An 18,986-nucleotide genomic window follows, 5' to 3' on the forward strand; every position below is an offset into this window, starting at 1 on the left:
GAGAATATTAAGACTTTGGATAAAACAGGCAAGGCAACGGCGGTTGACGTCAATGTTGGTCACTTTGACTACACGGACGGCCGAATAGTCGTTCTGCCTAAGCGCCTCAACAAAGTTTACAAGCGAATAAAGCATTATCAACGTCAGCTTGCCAGAAAACGAGTTGAAAATGGACAAGCAGCCTACAATAGCAAGAACTACTTGAAGACGAAAGCCAAGCTTCAAGCGTGCTATCGGAAGGCTGGTAATATCCAAAACAACTTGATGCAGAAGTTTACTACTGAGCTGGTCAAGGACTATGACAAGATCGTGATCGAAAGTTTGTCCGTGAAGGGCATGCTTATGAGCCACGTTGCTTCAAAAGGCGTTCATCGGTCAATGTTCGGCAAGTTTAAGCAGATCTTGACCTATAAGTGCGACTGGTACGGCAAGGAACTTATTCTGGCTAACAAGCTGTACCCGTCTACTCAGCGTTGTGCAGTCTGTGGCAACGTCAAAAAAGGTGATGATAAGATCACTCTTTACGGTAACGAGAAGCACGGAACCAAGCACAATGAGTACGTCTGCTACAACGAAAAATGCCCGAACTACAACAAGGCCGTAGATCGGGACAAGAATGCGATGCTTAGCCTTTTAGCACTGGCCGAGCATCCGGAATTAAATCATGCACTATAAATTTTAATAGAAAGGAAGTTACGGTTATGGCTCCAGTCATAACCATGCGGGTTGGCTGTACCCGGGAAAGTGCGAGAGCCTTTCCAAGAAGTTGCAAGAGTGGCGCGCAAGTGCCTGCACTGGTCAATGCGATTACTCCCTTGTTGGAATATCGGAATACCGGCGATAACGGCAATAAGAAAAACGTCTGTATTTAAGTCTTCGGATATGTAGTCAAAATCAAAAATTGCCTACATTACACATGTTTTTTGCAGCAGTGAGCTTTCCGCAGCCCTGGCCAGCTATCAATAAACAAAAAGGCTCTCATGTCTAAATGACAATGAGAGCCTTTTCAGCATTTATCCAGTACTGGGTTCTATTGGACTTGATTAAGATATAGATTTAACAAAAGTGATCCTAATAATACTAAAATCGCACCGCTAAAAATCAAAATACGCAGCGGGGCCCAACCTCCCATTAACATCAAGACACTGATCAACAGACCGTATTTGATGGCCAGTTGACAAGGTTGCTGCCATTGCTCTTTTTGCCACTTATGATTGATGATGCGAACGTCTTGTCTGATCTCATTACGATTAGCGGCATTATGGTTATGCTGCAGATAGATGATCATCTCTTTTTGATTGCTGATCCCCCACCAGCAATAGCGCGGCTGCACGAACTGGCTGCGCGAGATCTTGGCTGGGTCAAACGTATGCTGATGCCGCTTTTCGGCCCGCCGAATAATGCCGGTCTTGATCTCAACATCGCCCTTTTCGTCATAGGCAGAAACGGGCACGTTGATCAGCGCACCTTTGATGATCAAAAACCAGTCCTGATGGTGCTTTCTTTCGTGCTGACGCATGGCGTACTGGACGTCTTTAGGCAGTTGATACCAGTGCTTTTCCCCATTTGGCAATTCAACCTGCACCCAAAAGCTATACCATTTCTTGCGCTTGGCCTGCTCAATCTCGGCTAAGGCGCGCTCGGCAAACGACCAGTCACGCATATCCGGTTGATGATCCATTCTGATCCCCCCATTAAAGTCTATCAATCAATTATAGATGAGTTGATCGCTAAACTCAAAAGCTGCCCATCCCTAACTTAAGACGAGCAGCTTTTTTAGATTTCACGATTTTAATTGGTCCCGACTGACCTGATTAATCAACAAAACGGCGCAAAAAGTCAAGTTCATCGGCATTGCAGCGCGCCGCTATCTCAGGATCCTTTTGATTGACATGAAAGACATGACCGCGCGGATGCTGGGAATCACCATAGCTTCTGAACTCATGGAAAATGCCACGATCAATTAAATACTGATCCAAACGAACAGCGGTATCATGCAAAAAGTCATGGTTGGAAGTCATGATAAACACGGGCAAAAAATCCTTGGTAATATAGTCTTCAACCCTAAGATCGTGTGGATGCAGCGAACGGGAATGTCCGGTAAAATAAGCATCCAGTACGCTTGGCTGGGCCAATTGACGATTTAAGAAATAACAGCCGCAGTTAAGCAGACCGGCTTTTAGTTTCAGGTTAGGCATCTGAATTTCCATCAGCTGTGCATATTCCGGATTGGTGTACATAACCAGATATTGTTCAGCCATCTGGGCCCCGGCACTGTCACCTGCAATAAAGACGTTGTTCAAATCCAGATCATACCGATCGCCATGCTGAGCCAGCCACCAAAAGACCTGGTTGGTTTCACGCAATTCACTTGGGTACTCAACTTCAGGCGCTTTACGATAGTTGAAGTTGATAAAGGCAAAACCCATTCGTGCCAGCGCCAAACCATAAAATTGATAGGTTTCCTTAGTACCATACACGTAGCCGCCACCATGCACATGGACGATTACTGGCAGCTTACCTTCGTAGTGATGCGGTCGATAAAGATCCAACAGATTGTCTTCGCCACGATCGCCATAACGAATATTGTCAAAGCGATCGACATTTTCCGGATACGGATTCAGTCCGGCATCGCGCGCATCGTCATTTTCTTTAGCCTCATGACAGAATTTATCTGCAATCGGCAACCACTTTGGGTCAACGTATGAATTGATTTCCGTCATTAAAATCACTCCGCTTCTGATTATCTAAGATGATTATAACGCGAAAAGAAAGCGCCGTCCCAACTTGTCTGATTTATCGATCACTGCTTGGTAACCATCAATTTCTTGCGATAAAGATACCCCAGATATCCCAGTATGCCTGCGCCAGCGACGCCAATTGCGATCTCAACTGCTAGTGGCGTGACGAAGCGCACCAGAAAAAGACAGCACAGCAATGCAATCACCGCCAGCATCATCTCATAGATGTCAATATGATCAACCTTACCTTGCTTATGACGACGTTTCAGGTCGGCAAACTGAAGCTTGATCGTCGCCATGGCTACAAACGCATACTGCACAACGGCAATCATGATGCTGCACGGAATCAAAGCCAGATAGTCGCCCATCATCACCAGTGCCAAAACGATGCCAGCCGTTAAAAGCGTCGCTACATACGGAACCCCATTTTGCGACTTGATGCCGATAAACTTTGGTAACAACGCTTTTTCATTGGCCAATGATGAAACCACGTATGGTGTGCTGTAAAACATTGAAATCGCCACCCCAGCAATCGATCCCAGCATTCCAATCATAATCACGGCCTCGCCAAGCTTGCCAAACTGCTGACCAAACGCCCAAGCCAATGGCGCGTCCGCATTGTCGATTCGATTGCCAAGCATCCCGATTGCCACGCTCATCGTAACCATATAGATGACTGCAACGCTGACGACCACGCCAATCAAAAGTTTCGGCAGATTCTTTTTAGAGTTATGAACAGATGACGCTTGCACCGGCAAAAATGAGAAGCCTGGAAACATAAAGAAGATCAGCATAAATGCATGATCAAAATCATCAATTGAATTATGAACCGAAGCATTAAAGTTGCTCGGCTTGATATAAAAAATCCCCAACACGATAAATAATCCCAGAATCGCGAGTTTTAAGACCGTTGAAAAATTATTGGCCCAGATTGATGCCCTTTTGCCTAACAACCGAATCGTCAGCAAAATCAGGATCAAGGCAACCCCCGCCCAACGATAGACCGCAATCTCGCTTAGCCGCGGCAACCATGGCCGCAGTCCCCGCAAAAAGGCCGCGATCTCAGTAGCAATTGCCACGGCTCCTTGCAGCCAGGTAAACAGCCCAATCTCAAAGCCCCAAAAGCGGCCAAACTCCTTATAGGTATAGTACCAACCCGCGCCATTGCCTGAAAAGTGATGCGCCATTTCAGCATAACAGTAAGTCATTGTTAAAACGGCCAATGCCGCCAGCAATATCAAAATCAGGCTCCAATTGCCTGCCTCTTGAAACAGCACGCCAGGTAAAAGAAAAATCCCGGAGCCAACCATGCTGTTGATACCAAATAAAAACACCGAGGCATAGCTGATTTTACCTGCTTTATGATTCGACATGACATCACCTCTTTGATAATAATAGAAAGTCCTATTATCAATAATTTATCACTGCTTTAAGCCGTTTGTCAGCATTTTACTGGTGAATAAATTATTGATCAGCTTTTCAAATTGCCGTCTGACCTACAAGAATCGCAAAATCATCTAAAAACCGGTACGATTCAAATTAACAAGGCCTTTTCTATTTGAGATTTTCTGCTATACTAAAACCAAGTTGAATATTTTTCCGCACTAGGGGAGTCCATGTTCTGGACTGAGACGCGCGCAGTGACGCGTAAACTCTTTGAACCTGTTAAGTTAATGCTTGCGAAGGAAAGTGCTGTTTCTTTTTGAATTGAAATCAAACGGATCCGCGAGCTTTTTAACGAGTTCGTGGATTTTTATTTTGACCAATCAAAGGAGGAACAACAATGAGTCTGATCGCACAGCTGCGCAAACAAAATCCTGTCGTCTTGACGGTCGCCAATATGGTAACTCCAGCCGACGTTGCCAATGGTCTGAATGTTTTGGGGGCTTCGCCAATTATGTCTAAGGCCCCAGAAGAAGCCGAAGACATGGTTAAAATTGCTCAAGCCGTCACAATCAATCTGGGAACCATCGAAGCCGAGCAGCGAAAAGAAATGGCAGCAGTCATGGATGCCGCCCAGTTCTTGGAGGTCCCGGCAGTTTTTGATCCGGTCGCCTGTGCAGGCAGCAGCTATCGCACTGAAGTTGCTGATGAGCTCTTATCCAAGTATCAGTTTGCCTGCATTCGTGGCAACGCAGGCGAAATTGCGGCGCTTGCCGGCATTAACTGGCAAAGCCACGGCATCGATGCTGGATCCGGCGATGGCGACTTAACCAAAATTGCCCAAAAGTGTGCCCAAAAATACCATACCGTGGTCGCCATGACAGGTGTCGTTGATATCATTACTGACGGTCAAAAAGTCATCAAGGTCCCGTTTGGCTCACCGCTGTTTGCCGTTCACGTCGGCACCGGTGACATGCTGTCCAGCATCATTGCGGCCTTTATTGGCTTAGGCGGTGATGTCTTGGAAGCTACTTCTCAAGCCTGCTTGGTCTTTGCCCTGGCTGGTCAGGCAGCTGCTGAAACGGCTAAGACACCAAGCCGCTGGTATAACCAATTTTTGGACAACCTCTATCAGGCTGATGATCAATTGATTGAATCCTGGCAAAAAGAATTACAGAAAGAAGACTGATTATGATTAACGAATTTCCTCAGGCCCTTTCAATCGCCGGCTCTGATTCTGGTGGTGGCGCCGGCATGCAAGCCGATCTGAAGACTATGCAGATGCGTCACGTCTTTGCCACCACTGTTTTGGTAGCTATTACGGCCCAAAATACGCTGGGCGTTCAAGATGCCTTGCCGTTGCCACAAAAAATCATTGATGAACAGTTTGCCTCGCTGAATGCCGATTTAAAGATTCGTGCCTGCAAAACCGGGATGCTGGCTGATACGACAACTGTTGAGACTGTGGTTGCCAACCTTAAAAAATACGACTTTGGGCCGTTGGTCGTTGACCCGGTCATGATTGCCAAAGGCGGCGCGCACCTATTGACTGACGAAGCCATTACGACGGTCAGAGAACAACTGCTGCCACTGGCCGATCTGATAACGCCTAACCTGCCGGAAGCCCAAGCACTGGCTGAAATGGAGATTGAAACCAATGACGATATGATCAAAGCAGGCCAAAAGCTCCAGGCGCTGGGCGCTAAAAACGTTCTGGTCAAAGGCGGCCACTTCAATGATCAAGCGCAGGCCAGCGATTTTGTTTTGCTGGCTGATGGTTCCAGCTTCTGGATGAGTTCGCCGCGCATCGATACTAAGCGCACACATGGTACTGGCGACACAATCTCGGCTTGCATTACGGCCGAACTGGCCAAAGGCGTCACGATGGAAAATGCCATTCGCATTGGTAAAGCCTATGTCGAAGCCACAATCAGAGATGGCATTCAGGTTGGTCATGGACACGGTCCGCTCAATCATTGGGCAGTCTAGGAGGCAGCCATGCAATTTAAAGAATCCATGCTGCATTGCTACCTGGTTGGTGGCACCCAAGACGTCAATCACGACCCCGAACAGTTTTTAAAGCGCGTTAAACTCGCGATGGACAGTGGCATTACCGCCTTTCAGTATCGGGAAAAAGGCTCCAGTCAGCTTAATCAACAACAGCGCGTTGAATTGGGGCGAAAACTAAAGGAGCTGGCTGTTCAGCATAACATCCCGTTGATTGTGGATGACGATGTTGAATTGGCCCAGGCGATCGATGCCGATGGGATGCACGTTGGTCAAAAAGATCAGCGAATCGAGCAGGTGCTGGCCGCAGTCGGTAAGACTATGTTTGTTGGGTACTCGTGCAATCAGATTAAGCAGATTAAGCATGCCAATGAGCTGCCGGTTGCCTATGTTGGCAGCGGACCGATTTTCCCGACGAACTCAAAAAATGATGCCGACCCTGCCATGGGACTGCCAAAATTACATGAACTGGTCAAACTAAGCACCCATCCAATCGTGGCGATTGGCGGCATTAGCGAAGCCAATATGCAATCAACGCTAGAAACCGGCGTGGCAGGACTTTCCATGATTTCGATGATTCTGCAAAGTCCTGATATCAAAAAGACAGTCACCGCCGTCAACTCCTTATACTAAACTGGTGAAACAACATGAACGCAAACTCAACCAAATTTTCCCAAACTCTGCACCAAGCCGCCACACCATTTTGGCAAAAAAGCATCCATCATCCCTTCATTACGGAACTGGCCAGTGGCAAGCTGCCCTTGACAACTTTTCGCTATTATCTAACGCAGGATACCAAATATCTGGCGGCATTTGAACAGCTGCATGAAAGAACTGCTGCCCTGCTTCCTCAATCACAGGGCGACCTGCTCTTAAAACTAGCGGCTGGTTCTGGTGAGGACGATCAGCGCAATCCAATGCTTGAGCAAATGAATCTCAGTCTAGAAGAGATTCAAAAAGCGCCAATTGCTCCTAACAACTATGCCTATATCACTCATATGGAGCATCAGCTAAGCGTTAATCCCGCGGCAGCCGTAGCCGGCCTGTTACCATGCTACTGGCTCTATGATGAGATTGCCGATTATTGGAAAAATCAAACCAGTCCCGTGCCCGTCTATCAAGCCTTCTTTGACAGCTATCAAACGGTTGGCTTTGATACCAGCACTCGGCAGCTGATCGATCTGGTCAATGATCTGGCAGCAGCCAGCAATGAAACCGTCAGACAGCAGATGATGACGGCATTTTTGCGCAGCAGCAGCTATGAACTTGGTTTTTGGCAAATGGCCTATACCCACCAGACATGGGCAGATCTGATTAACAATCCCGCCTAAACAATAAACAAAGAGGTTAGGAAAAGACTAATTTTTCTGACAAAATAAAACGACTTTGATAATAGAAATGGCCGAAGATCAACGTTTTAAGTCACGCAATCTTCAGCCATTTTTCTGTTTTGAGACTTATTCCCAGTCTCTTTTTATTAATGTCTTGAGACCGCACTGTTTAATTCCTTGCGATCTACCAGATAGATTATAAAGATAACCGGTACGATGATCAGCATGACTAGATAAAAGGCCTTGAGTGGCAGGTATTCATCAATCAGACCACCTAAAATTGGTCCCAGCGTCATCCCAATATCGATCCCCAAAAAGAAAGTTGAGCTGGCCAGTCCCTGCTCGCCTTGGGGGGCCAGCATTAGTGCCGTTGACTGACAGACTGAGTAGATAATGCCATAGCCCATTGCCATTCCCGCAGCTGCCAAGGCCATCTCCCAATTGGTCTGCATAATCGAAAGCATGATCAAATAAAAAATATTGGCGATTAAACTGGCAATCAGCCATTTGCCAAACCGAACCGTATCAAACTTGGTACGCAGACAGAGCCGGATCACCAGCAAAACAGCGGCATAGATCATAAAATATGCTCCTACAGCAATCGTTAAATGGCGCTGCTCAACATAGGTTACGATATCAGCCTGCGTAGCAAAGTATGGGATGGCAAACAGAGCCGTCATAGCTGCCACTGGCAAGGCATTTTTTTGAATAATCTTGATGTGCCCATACCGATTTGACCGTGGCTTATTTTTGGGCACTGAGCGATCGCTAACGAACTGAACGATTATGGCAACCAGGAGTGCCGAAGCAGCCGAAATGATGATGGCATGCCGATAGCCGATCACATGGTACAAATTGATGGAGACGGCTGGTGCAAAGGCCATTGCCAATGCGTTCATGATGCCATACAGCCCCATTGCCTCGCCAACATGCGACAACGGCACCAGACTGGCCAGCCAGGTCGTCATACAGACGGTACACAAGACATAGCCGGTCCCGTTGATCAATCGAAACAGCATCAAAAGGCCACTGTTTGGTGCCAATACATAGCCACTGACACCGATAAAACTCAGCAGGCCACCGATTGATGCCAGCCGATACTTGGAAAAACGATCCGTCATATTGCCGGCAATTGGCCGCAAAAACATCGCCACCAGACTCATCATCCCTGCAATTATACCGGCAAACGTGCTGCTGGCTCCCAGTTTTTGTGCATAGCCATTAATTAATGGGTTGCAGTACATATTGCTGAACATGAAGCAAAATGACGCAATCATGACTAAGATCACATCTTTGGTATAGATTGATTCTCGCTTTGCCAAAATGCCACTCCCTTTTGTTTAATCACGAGTTCTCATTATACTCTAATAATTAAAACAATAAAAGAGAGGCTGGGAATTAACTCAACCTCTTAACTATTTTATGGATAATAATGCCTCAGCGCAGTAGCTGGCTGGCAGTTCAAACACTGATAAATCAGCATTTGACCAACCTAGCATCCTTGCGGAGTTCTTTCTCACTCTTTTTTTCTAGTATTTAGCTAAATATTCGTCAACGGCTTCGTGAAAATCGTTTTCAAGCTCTTCAAAATTGCGGCCTTCATATAATACCAAGTGACGCACACCGACCACGTGGCCAAACAGCCCGGGTTTGCCGCTCATCTGCTCGATAGTGCCCTGGTGACCACGATAGTTAAGCATCATCCGATCGCCATTGTCGGTTTCGCCAGCTTGACGCGATTTTTCATCACACTTCTTACCAAAGTAAAATGCACCTGGTAAAGCAACTGCCAAGGCTCCCAAAATAGCTAAGCCGTCATCACCGGCAGCAGCAAGTGGCAGACTGTTCAAGGATGATAACGCTGAAGTAGTACTTTCCGTGACGTTGATGCTGGCTGCCTGCGCGGGAACTGCCACCAGCAGTAGACCAAACAGAACCAGACTAAACATCATCATGCGAGTTTTCTTCATTGTTATCCCCTCCTTGAAATTAAACCATTTAGTTTCTTACCAATCCATCATAACACGATCAGCAACATTTTAGCAATCGTTTCCAAGGCGGAGTTTTAAACATGTACAACGTTGTACCAATTGCAATTAAAAAAACCGCTCCCCAGAAATAGAGGCTCGGTTTTACATCCGTTTAAGTCAACCACCATCGGCTAAAGTCGATGGCTTATGGGCAAACACCCCGATATTGAGTGTCTGAACCACAATTCGCATAGATACGGACGATTTACTCAAACAGCCGCAGTTGCTTGAGCAGTGATCATCTAATTACCAATGCCTTTTACGTCCCCAGGTTGCCATAGGGACGATATATCAATAGTTGTTAGATAGTCAGTCTTATAATGCTGTAATACTCACTTTGATTCTCAGTGATGCAGCTACTAAGTTAATTACTATCTACAAGGATTATATCCCTATCCATCCCATGACTAAAGTCACGGGATTTCCGGCTAGACATAATTAAAGCAGTTTGGCAATTGCCATGATGCTTGAGTAGGCCATAAAAGCAACGACAATCCAACCTGTCCAAGTCAGCCATGCTGGGTGGTGATAATCACTGCCCATGATCTTGGACTTGTGAGCAGCAATCAGCAAAATTCCCAAGGCAATCGGCAAAATCAAGCCATTCAAGGCCCCAACTACGACCAATACCTTAGCTGGCTGGCCGATAAAGAAGAAGATGGCCGTGGCAAAAACGATAAAGCCAATCGTGATCCAGTTGCGGAACTGGTCAAACTTGACATTGCCCTTCTTGCTGACTGCGTAATCCAGGAATGAGACCGAGGTAAACGTGGATCCCAAAACAGACGACAACCCAGCAGCAATCAATACCAAACCAAAGAACTTGTAGCCAAAGTTGCCGGCAGCGTACTTAAAGATTGAAGCAGCAGGGTTGGTAGGATCCAGCTTGTAGCCTGCCACAATCACGGAAAGGCCAGCCAAAAACAGCATGACCCGTACAACAGAAGCCAGGCCAATCCCCGTCAGCGCCCCTTCATTAACGTACTTGATGTCTTTTTGACCACTGGCACCACCTTCAAGCAAACGGTGACCGCCGGCAAATGAGATGTAACCACCAACGGTCCCACCTACGATCGTCAAAATTGAGTAAAAGTCAATGTGATTAGGCTTGAACGTGTGCACGACCGCCGTTCCATATGGTACTTTCATAACACACAGAATGTAGATCAAGACGATAACAATGATGGCAGCCAAAACTTGCACGGTACGGTCAACGGCTTTTAAAGCGTCTTTGATCACCAAAACGATGATTGAAAAAATTCCGATTAAGATGGCCCCATACTGTGGCGAGATGCCAAACAATACGTTGAGCCCCAAGCCGGCTCCACCAACGTTACCGATGTTAAAGAACAGCCCACCAATTGCCACTAAGGCGCTCAATAGATATCCCAGGCCAGGAAGCACTTCATTAGCAACCACTTGCGCCCGTTTGCCAGCAACGACGATGATGCGCCAGATATTTAATTGAACGACAATATCAACCAGAATACAGATCAGAATCGCAAAGCCAAAGTCAGCACCCAGTTGACTGGTAAAAGTAGCCGTTTGGGTCAAAAAGCCGGGGCCAACTGCCGACATGGCCATCAAGAATGCCCCACCAATTGCGGCCGAGCGAAGTTTTTTGTCATGAGCTTGTAGCAGCTCAGTAGCGCCGTTATTCGTGTTCTTTTGCATAGGCATCTTCCTCTCTCATGTAATTATTAATTGCAAATTAAGACTGGGGCCGACTAATGGCGGAAATCAAAAGGTGCAATCTCGATTTCAGCATCTTTTAAAGCCGCGCGTAATGCCTTTACAATTGCTAAAGCTTCTTCGTTGTCACCATGCACGCAAATCGTATCGACATCCAGATCTACTTTTTCACCAGTAATTGCGGTTACGGCATGTTCTTGAATCATGCTGACGGCACGATTGGCAACTTCTTGTGGATCATGTAGTACGGCGTGTGGCTTAATGCGTGGTACCAGCGTCCCATCCGATTGATAGGCTCGATCAGCAAATACCTCGCTGGCATAAGGCAGACCAACCTCACGTGCCGCGACGATCAATTGACTGCCGGCCAGGCCATAGACCGGTAATTCTGGATCCACTCGGGCAATTCCGCGACAGATTGCCAACGCCAACTGCAAATCCTTGGCTGCGGCATTGTAGAGCGCACCATGCGGCTTAACGTGATGCAGTTTATGTCCCTTAACGAATCCTTGCAAAGCTGATACCTGGTAGGTAATCATGTTTTCAACGTTTTCCAGTTTCATATCCATCCGTCGCCGTCCAAAGCCAACGCGGTCTGGGTAGCTGGGATGCGCACCAATCGCTACCCCGTCACGTTCAGCAAGTGCCACCGTCTTGGCCATCACGTTAGGATCACCTGCATGATAGCCACAGGCAACGTTGGCCGAGGTAATCAGCGGCAGAATCTGATCATCGTTTCCTAAAACATAATGACCAAAGCTTTCACCCAGATCACTGTTTAAATCAACTTTCATTTTGCAGCCCCTCTCTTTAGATCACTTATCTTTCCTGCTAGTGCTTTTTTTCTGTAGTTCATCAAGCCAGTTGACCGTTGCCGTTAGCCGTTGGAACGATGGCTCCTTTAAAATCTGAGCCAATAATCCAAGATTGGTCTGAATTCCAGTAATCACCGTTTCATCAATAATTGCCTGCATTTGTTGGAGAACCCGCTGGCGGCGATCACCATAGACGATGATCTTAGCAATCATGCCGTCATAGCTGTTGGGTACGACATAGCCTTGATAGATTGCCGTATCAACTCGGACACCTTGACCGCCAGGCAGATGCAGTCCGGTAATCTTACCCGGCGTTAAAGCGTTGATGCGGCATTCCAAAGCAAATCCATGCGTTGACACCAGCTGGGGCTCCAATTCGGCACCGGCCGCCAATCTAAGCTGCAGCTCAACCAAATCCACATTGGTAATCATTTCGGTAATTGGATGCTCGACTTGAATCCGGGTATTCATCTCCATGAAGTAATAAGAGCCATCATGGTTATACAAAAACTCAATCGTCCCGACACCCTCGTAATTCAATTGGGCAACCGCATCTGCTGAACGCCGCAGCATCTCATCACGAATTCGCGCGGGCACTACCACAGCCGGTGCTTCTTCCATAACTTTTTGATGGCGCGCCTGAATCGTACAGTCTCGCTCGCCCAGTGCAATTGCATTACCATATCGATCAGCAGCGATCTGAACCTCAATATGCCGCGGATTGGCCAGATACTGTTCCAGATACATCTGATCGCTGCCAAATGCGGCTTTGGCTTCGTCTTGAGCAACCGTAAACTTAGCCGCCATTTCTTTAGGCGAATTAACGATCCGCATGCCTTTCCCGCCGCCACCTGCACTAGCTTTAACCATAATTGGGTAACCGATCTCTTGAGCCTGGTCCAAAGCATCAGCCAAATTGTCAATCGTTGTACTGCTGCCTTTGACGACTGGCAGACCAGCTTTAGCCACTGTCATACGCGCCTGTTCCTTATCACCCAGCAAACGCATCACATCGCCGCTTGGGCCAATCAGTTTGATGCCGTTTTCGATGCAGGCATCGGCAAACTCAGGGCTTTCTGACAAAAAGCCATAGCCAGGATGAATGGCATCAGCGCCAGTCAGCTGGGCCGCTGAGATGATGGCTGCAATATTGAGGTAACTGGCATTAACGTTGTCGGGACCAATGCAGACTGCCTGATCTGCAAGCTGAACGGCCAGCGATTGGGCATCGGTTTCGGAATAAACGGCCACTGTTGCCAAGCCTAATACCCGGCAGGTACGAATGATCCGAACCGCAATTTCACCGCGATTGGCTACCAGCACCTTATGAAAGGGCCATTTGCTGACGGAATTATTTAATTTGAATAAGTGGCTGGTCATATTCAACCCCCTCTTCATTATTTACCAAAACCTTTTCAACGATACCATCCCGATCGGCTACCACATTGGTAAAGACCTTCATGGCTTCGATCACCCCAACGACATCGCCTTGCTTAATATGATCGCCTGGCTTGACGTATGGAGGATCCTGTGGTGACTTAGCCGTATAAAACACACCGATCGTTGGTGCGTTAATCGTATTGCTGCTGGTAACGACTTCTTTCGGGGCCATGATGTGATGGCTGGGATTGCTATGCTGTGGACTGACGCTGACCGGCTGCGCAAACGATTCACTATTGGCACGTTTAATGCGGATATGCTCGTCATCTTTTTCATATTCCAGTTCAGTTAGATCGTTTTCCTTGAGCAGTTTGATCAATTCTTCAATATTTTTGGTATCCAAATCTATCACCCCTTAAAAAGTCGTTGAATGCGCTGGCTGGCCTCGCGCGTAATTCCATATGGCATCTGGTAGCGTGCCATTTTGATGCGATGACGCAGCTCTTTTAAATTTTGCTGCTGCTGTTTTAACAGTTCTTGGGCTGCATTCAGCTCGATCAGTTCGAATTTAATCTGCTGTTTGGGACGGCACTGCACCAGTTTAGACAAATCTGCTGTCGCCACGACTGCCAATAGTGGATAACCGCCAGTCGTTTGTCGATCAGCCATTAAAACAATTGGTTCACCATTGGCTGGCACCTGTAAACCACCCATTACCGTGGCTGCCGATAACATGCTTTCCTGTTTGGTCTGCATGGCATCGCCTTTTAATCGGTAACCCATTCGATCAGATTGATTCGTCACCGTGTACGTTCCAGACAAAAATCGCTCATGATCTTTTTCATCAAATTTTTCCCACTGTGGTCCTTTTAAGACGCGAATCTTAACTGGTGTTTTCAAATCAGGCAATTCCGGCATTGGTGCGTGGCGATGATAGTAACTGACTAAAGTAGGCTTGGCTTCGATTGGCAAGCGATCGCCACTGACTAACGCTCGTCCATCCAAACCGCCCAGTTTTAAACGCAGCGTGGTTGAACGACTGTCAAGTACTAATGGCAAATGCAGACCGCCCGCCACTGCCAGATAGCCAATCCGTCCTCTGATTGCGGGTCCGATTTTCAATATGTCGCCAGTATGTACTTGTAGACAGCGATATCCTTTGACTGGCTGACCATTAAGCTGAGCATGAAATTCAGCCCCTGTTAAGGCAATGAACGTTGTCGTCATGAAGCGCAGCGTTGGCCCAGTCAGTGAAAACTCTAAAGCAGCGGCATACGGCGAGTTGCCTACCAATAAATTAGCAACCTGCAAAGCAGTCTGATCCATTGCCCCAGAAGCCGGAAAACCATTAATCTGATGCATTGGTCGTCCCAGATCTTGTACTGTGGTCTGCAGTCCTGACTCAATTACATTAATCATCGGCATCGCTTGTCACCGCCTTTACTTGATACTTTCCCAATTGATCAGCCAGCTGAATTTTTTGAAACTCGTCTTCATCGACGGCAAAAAACTTAACACTGTCACCGGCATGATAAAAACTTGCGGGATTTTTTTCATCATAGAGTTTCAAAGGTGTCTGCCCAATAATTCGCCAGCCGCCTGGTGAAGCAACTGGATAAAAACCCGTCTGCTTGCCGGCAATGCCGACGCTACCCGCGGGAATCTCCAGTCGCGGCTGTTCAAGACGTGGCATGGCAATTTTTTGATCAACGCTACCCATATAGGCAAAACCAGGCAAAAAGCCCAAAAAGTAGATCAAGTACGCTTTGGAAACATGTTCATTAACGACTTCTTCAGCGCTCAGCCCGGCAAAACGCGCGACGTCCTCCAAATCAGGACCATGCTTACCACCATAACAGACCGGAATCAGCCAGGTCTTGGATGGTGGTAATGGCGCGCTCATTGATTTCTCAATTAACGGTTCAAGCTGATCTTTTAGTTTTTCAAAGCTGGTCTGGCCGCCATCAAAAGTTACCGTCAGCGTACGATAGGCTGGAATAATCGTTTTGACTGCCGATAAATGCTGTTTTAAGATGTAACGCCCAATCTGTTGTAAGTGCCGATTGACAACTGGATCGATCCGATTGGCAAACTCAATGGCTAAAGCCTGATCACCAACCGGGATAATCTGATAGCTGGTCACTGAACATCCCCCCTTTAGCCAGTGACTTAAATTTCTAAATTGATCATTATAAAATAATTAGAGTAACTTTCATGCTATTGTAATCGTCATAGCTTGTCAACCCTGCACATTCTCAGTGTTGATTGACAATTTTATTTTACTTTTTCAACCAAGGCTATCTCCTTAATTTTTCTTAATAAAGCAAATAAAATAAGCTGAAAGATTAATAAAAATAAGAATTTTCATATTTAAAAATTTTTTCATTTTAAAAAAATAGCGTTATGCAAAACCGTTAAAAGCTCTGCATAACGCTATCTAATATTTTTTAGTTTGAAAAGCATTCGGTTCACTAAACCCTAGCACCGACATAATGATCAAGCCATTCATATCATCATTTTATTATGTCTAGCCGGAAATCGCATGACTTCAGTCGATGATGGTTGACGAACCGCTTTGAATCCTTCCGCTATTTAATCCGATATTCATATTAGATTGATCAGGCTATTTTTGCTGCCGTAGCCGACGACGAATTATAAACATGCCTAACATCCCGATCAGTGCCGTACCGAGCAATGCCAAGGCAGATTTTTCATCATTACGGTTTGCGGCAGCGCGGCCTGACCATGTTTTGATTCAGTTGACTGAACCGCAACCATAACTGGAGCCGTTTAAAAAAATAAAGTTAAACCTTTAATTTACATTTGAGATCAAGGGTTACTTTTAGGAGCTTTCATAAATTTAAATTCGCGTTATAATTATTGTGAATATGTAAACAATCAGAAGGTGAACGATTATGTCCGAAAAAGTTTTTGTTGCTCATGTCACCCTTAGTTGGGGTGAAAAACGTGACTATCTAATTGCTAATGATGTTGAACCAGGTCTGCAGCATCGTTTGGATACTTACGGTAACAGCTGGAATGAAGTAATGCACAATGCTTTGATGAACGTGCCGGTAGCACCGTACCTGCCGAGCAACTCAGTTCAGCCGCCGATTGCTACAGCCAAGGTCAGCGATGTCGAAGCCCGCGATTTCGGTCCAACTGAAGAAAAACTGCAACGGACGCGCAGCCAGTTTATCATGGCCGCAATGTGGGAAAAGCAGTCTGCTGAAGCTACTGCCAATTTTTTGCATCATGACTATGATCAAGCCAGTCAAGCCGAAATCTTTGCTGATGTCGACTACTGGGTCAATGGTGCCAAACACCCTGATGTCTGGGCCCATACCCAACAGCTGATTGCCGAACAGCAAAAGCGTTTGCGTGAAGAAACCGCTAATCAAAAGGCATAAATAAAATTATCCCGATCACGGTTAAAAGCTGTGACCGGGATTTTTTTGAATGATATTTTATGCTTTTGGCATTCAAAACTGTTTCAATTATCTGAGATTCTGCGACTGGCACGCACAAACGACATTTCAGTTAATTGATTCCGCGACTGACATGACTCAAAGCCATCTGATTCCGTAGCCAGTGCGGGTTCAACAGCGTATCCTGCACCTGCTTGAGAACCTCATCATTCTTAATTGGCAGTACGATCTGTCGCATTTGATTATCCCTACTTTCCCGTCAAACGGAAACTTTCGTCAATCATCTTCATTAAGTCATTATCGCTCAACTGATCGTCAAGTATAACCGAGATCCAGTACTTATGGTTCATATGATAAGACGGAAAAACAGATCGGTCATCAAGCGGCATCGAGTCGCTTTTCAGATTGATGATATCGACGGTCTGTTCATCATCATTTTTAGTGACGAGTCCCCGCTGTACGTTCATGATCAAGCCAAACCACTTGCCTGAATCCAGATGCCGAAAGACGCCGTAAGCTTTAAAACTCTTGGATTGCCATGGAAAATCCGGAGCGACGTGATACCGATCGTAAATCTTGGTCGTGATTCGATTGGCCTGTGGGGAAGCAAACAGTACCGCTTGGCAGCAGTGATCGGCAATTCGTTCCAAAATATCCAGATAGCCAGCTCGGACGGAACTGACGAACTTGCCCTGCATTGCCGGTACGTCAATCTGGTAATACTCATCCCCAGTTGAGCAGTCAATGACCTGGCCATCGACTTTGCCGTTTTCTACAGTGACGATCGCTCGAAATGAATCATCGAGAAAACTCTCTTCGTATGTATATGTGTTCCCAGTTTTCTGAAAGCCAAATCCGCTCATCTGCTCGGGGATGAATTTTTGGTTTTTAAATACATCGTCAATCAGTCTGGCCATCTTGTCACTCCACTCATTTTTATGATATACGAATAATTAACACGTCCTAATTTTAGCATAAAAACGCCATCCCAAGCATCTGTTGAACTTGGAGATGACGTTTATCAGTCCTTAATACTAATTATTCAGTTTCTTTAACGCAGGCATTGATCTTAACAACATTCAAAAATTTGACTTTCATTGACTGACTGTGATCTAACCTGTATCAATTTTTTATTTAGAATCGCTTATTGCGACGCTTGCCGCCTAAGAGACCACCAAAAAGCATACTCAGCATTCCTAGAACGGCCCAGCCATGAACTCTTTAGGATCGACAATCGTAATTGTTCGCGTCACGGCCTTGTTCAAATCATCGTAGCCAACGCCAGCTGGATAAAACTTTGTTGGGTTATCCGGCAAAGGATCAGTAACTGATTTGGGATCGGTCGGCTCAACATAGACGCGTGCATACTCAATATTGATCTTGATGTCTTGAGCGCCATCTGCTCCAAAGACAATGGTTCTTGGCTTGGTGTCATCAACAATCAGCCATTCTGCCGGCGCGCTCAGCTCAACGACTTTGGTCTCACCAGTATCACCAGTAACTTCCTGTGACTTAATGACATCACCTTGACTGTTTACATAATTAATGTGCATCGTATGCCGAACTGGCGTAAACGTAACGGTAATATTGCTGTCTTCAGCTTCAGCATTGGGCGTTGTTTTGGCAATCGTTGTCCCCGCCTGACCATCAATCATCATTGTATAGCCAGCCTTGGTATAATCAGCTCCTTGATAATTGGTCAGATCAATCGCCGCAAAATCACCAGTATCGCCATCAACCTGCCATTCTGTATAGGTCGTGATGTCGGTTGCCTCGTCCGTTATGGCCGTTCGCTGATATTTAACAGCCTGCTCGATTATTTTAATTGTTTGATCAGGATTAGTAATCGTAATGATGCGCTTAACGGTTTTGGTTGTAGCTGTCGAGATGATATTGTGCTTGATTTTAATGATTATATCTGGCGTCTCAGTGCCGACCAGGGTAATTTGAGTCGGGATCGTCCCACTGACAATTTCCCAGCCGGTTGGTACGACTGCGTCCACACTAACGATTTCATCAGTTTTTCCGGTAATGGTCTTGGTTTGAATTACGTTGCCGCTTTCGTCTTCAAATACGATATGCGTCGTCTGTGGCAGTGCAATATGACATACTCCCCATCAAAGATGGGAGAGTTTCCGATGGCCCCTCACGGGACCAACCTGACTTTACTCCGTATGCG

Annotated in this window: 20 protein-coding genes and 1 riboswitch; of the genes, 6 read left to right on the forward strand and 14 right to left on the reverse strand. The window is 46.3% G+C overall.

The features are described from left to right. A partial coding sequence (locus HF864_RS08535; protein ID WP_169462561.1) for an RNA-guided endonuclease TnpB family protein occupies positions 1-675 on the forward strand: 675 nt, incomplete at its 5' end. A gap of 355 nt (positions 676-1,030) precedes the next feature. Here the strand turns inward: HF864_RS08535 and HF864_RS08540 are convergent. The 3 genes from HF864_RS08540 to HF864_RS08550 form a co-directional block, all read right to left on the reverse strand. Then, positions 1,031-1,681: a hypothetical protein gene (locus HF864_RS08540; RefSeq protein WP_169462562.1), complete on the reverse strand. Its 651-nt coding sequence runs from the start codon at positions 1,679-1,681 to the stop codon at positions 1,031-1,033. A gap of 133 nt (positions 1,682-1,814) precedes the next feature. Further along, positions 1,815-2,723, reverse strand: coding sequence for an alpha/beta hydrolase (locus HF864_RS08545; RefSeq protein WP_169462563.1), 909 nt, complete (start codon positions 2,721-2,723; stop codon positions 1,815-1,817). Positions 2,724-2,803: 80 nt separating this feature from the next. Beyond that, on the reverse strand, positions 2,804-4,114 hold the full coding sequence (locus tag HF864_RS08550) for an APC family permease (RefSeq protein ID WP_169462564.1): 1,311 nt from the start codon (positions 4,112-4,114) through the stop codon (positions 2,804-2,806). A 223-nt stretch (positions 4,115-4,337) separates the two neighbouring features. Next, positions 4,338-4,446, forward strand: a riboswitch (TPP riboswitch). Positions 4,447-4,524: 78 nt separating this feature from the next. Between HF864_RS08550 and thiM the strand changes: the two genes are divergently transcribed. The 4 genes from thiM to HF864_RS08570 are packed head-to-tail and all read left to right on the forward strand — an operon-like array spanning position 4,525 to position 7,462. Then, the gene (gene thiM, locus HF864_RS08555; RefSeq protein ID WP_169462565.1) at positions 4,525-5,313 is read left to right on the forward strand and encodes a hydroxyethylthiazole kinase; all 789 of its coding nucleotides are present in this window, start codon (positions 4,525-4,527) and stop codon (positions 5,311-5,313) included. A gap of 2 nt (positions 5,314-5,315) precedes the next feature. Beyond that, positions 5,316-6,113, forward strand: coding sequence for a bifunctional hydroxymethylpyrimidine kinase/phosphomethylpyrimidine kinase (thiD, locus tag HF864_RS08560; RefSeq protein ID WP_169462566.1), 798 nt, complete (start codon positions 5,316-5,318; stop codon positions 6,111-6,113). Positions 6,114-6,122: 9 nt separating this feature from the next. Beyond that, the gene (thiE, locus tag HF864_RS08565) at positions 6,123-6,764 is read left to right on the forward strand and encodes a thiamine phosphate synthase (protein ID WP_169462567.1); all 642 of its coding nucleotides are present in this window, start codon (positions 6,123-6,125) and stop codon (positions 6,762-6,764) included. Between the two features lie 14 nt (positions 6,765-6,778). Then, on the forward strand, positions 6,779-7,462 hold the full coding sequence (locus HF864_RS08570) for a TenA family protein (protein WP_169462568.1): 684 nt from the start codon (positions 6,779-6,781) through the stop codon (positions 7,460-7,462). Between the two features lie 146 nt (positions 7,463-7,608). Here the strand turns inward: HF864_RS08570 and HF864_RS08575 are convergent, their stop codons facing one another. From HF864_RS08575 to pxpB, 8 genes are all read right to left on the reverse strand, one after another. Then, positions 7,609-8,784 (reverse strand): MFS transporter, encoded by a 1,176-nt coding sequence (locus tag HF864_RS08575; RefSeq protein WP_169462569.1) that lies wholly within the window; start codon positions 8,782-8,784, stop codon positions 7,609-7,611. A gap of 207 nt (positions 8,785-8,991) precedes the next feature. Continuing rightward, positions 8,992-9,432: a hypothetical protein gene (locus tag HF864_RS08580; protein WP_169462560.1), complete on the reverse strand. Its 441-nt coding sequence runs from the start codon at positions 9,430-9,432 to the stop codon at positions 8,992-8,994. Positions 9,433-9,930: 498 nt separating this feature from the next. Then, positions 9,931-11,166 (reverse strand): NRAMP family divalent metal transporter, encoded by a 1,236-nt coding sequence (locus HF864_RS08585; protein ID WP_169462570.1) that lies wholly within the window; start codon positions 11,164-11,166, stop codon positions 9,931-9,933. Between the two features lie 53 nt (positions 11,167-11,219). Continuing rightward, on the reverse strand, positions 11,220-11,978 hold the full coding sequence (locus tag HF864_RS08590) for a 5-oxoprolinase subunit PxpA (protein WP_169462571.1): 759 nt from the start codon (positions 11,976-11,978) through the stop codon (positions 11,220-11,222). Between the two features lie 21 nt (positions 11,979-11,999). Further along, the gene (locus HF864_RS08595) at positions 12,000-13,379 is read right to left on the reverse strand and encodes an acetyl-CoA carboxylase biotin carboxylase subunit (protein ID WP_169462572.1); all 1,380 of its coding nucleotides are present in this window, start codon (positions 13,377-13,379) and stop codon (positions 12,000-12,002) included. After that, positions 13,351-13,791 carry a biotin/lipoyl-containing protein gene (locus HF864_RS08600; protein ID WP_272208899.1) on the reverse strand — a complete coding sequence of 147 codons (441 nt, stop codon included), beginning with the start codon at positions 13,789-13,791 and terminating at the stop codon, positions 13,351-13,353. The genes HF864_RS08595 and HF864_RS08600 overlap by 29 nt, the downstream gene beginning before the upstream one ends. Then, positions 13,788-14,804, reverse strand: a complete 1,017-nt coding sequence (locus HF864_RS08605) for a biotin-dependent carboxyltransferase family protein (protein ID WP_346774616.1) — start codon at positions 14,802-14,804, stop codon at positions 13,788-13,790. The genes HF864_RS08600 and HF864_RS08605 overlap by 4 nt, the downstream gene beginning before the upstream one ends. Further along, entirely contained in the window at positions 14,791-15,522 is a 732-nt protein-coding gene (gene pxpB, locus HF864_RS08610) for a 5-oxoprolinase subunit PxpB (RefSeq protein ID WP_169462573.1), read from the reverse strand. The genes HF864_RS08605 and pxpB overlap by 14 nt, the downstream gene beginning before the upstream one ends. Positions 15,523-16,294: 772 nt before the next feature. Here pxpB and HF864_RS08615 point away from each other — a divergent pair. Beyond that, complete coding sequence (locus tag HF864_RS08615; RefSeq protein WP_169462574.1) at positions 16,295-16,789, forward strand: hypothetical protein; 495 nt, start codon at positions 16,295-16,297, stop codon at positions 16,787-16,789. A gap of 130 nt (positions 16,790-16,919) precedes the next feature. Here the strand turns inward: HF864_RS08615 and HF864_RS09570 are convergent, their stop codons facing one another. The 3 genes from HF864_RS09570 to HF864_RS08630 all read right to left on the reverse strand — a co-directional run bounded on the left by HF864_RS09570 (position 16,920) and on the right by HF864_RS08630 (position 18,810). After that, positions 16,920-17,045 (reverse strand): hypothetical protein, encoded by a 126-nt coding sequence (locus tag HF864_RS09570; RefSeq protein ID WP_277346638.1) that lies wholly within the window; start codon positions 17,043-17,045, stop codon positions 16,920-16,922. 10 nt (positions 17,046-17,055) lie between these two features. Then, positions 17,056-17,724 carry an MmcQ/YjbR family DNA-binding protein gene (locus HF864_RS08625; RefSeq protein WP_169462575.1) on the reverse strand — a complete coding sequence of 223 codons (669 nt, stop codon included), beginning with the start codon at positions 17,722-17,724 and terminating at the stop codon, positions 17,056-17,058. Between the two features lie 279 nt (positions 17,725-18,003). Then, positions 18,004-18,810 (reverse strand): hypothetical protein, encoded by an 807-nt coding sequence (locus HF864_RS08630; protein WP_169462576.1) that lies wholly within the window; start codon positions 18,808-18,810, stop codon positions 18,004-18,006. Between the last annotated feature and the right edge of the window lie 176 nt (positions 18,811-18,986).

Source organism: Lactobacillus sp. MRS-253-APC-2B, from assembly GCF_012843675.1.
GTDB lineage: Bacteria > Bacillota > Bacilli > Lactobacillales > Lactobacillaceae > Limosilactobacillus > Limosilactobacillus pulli.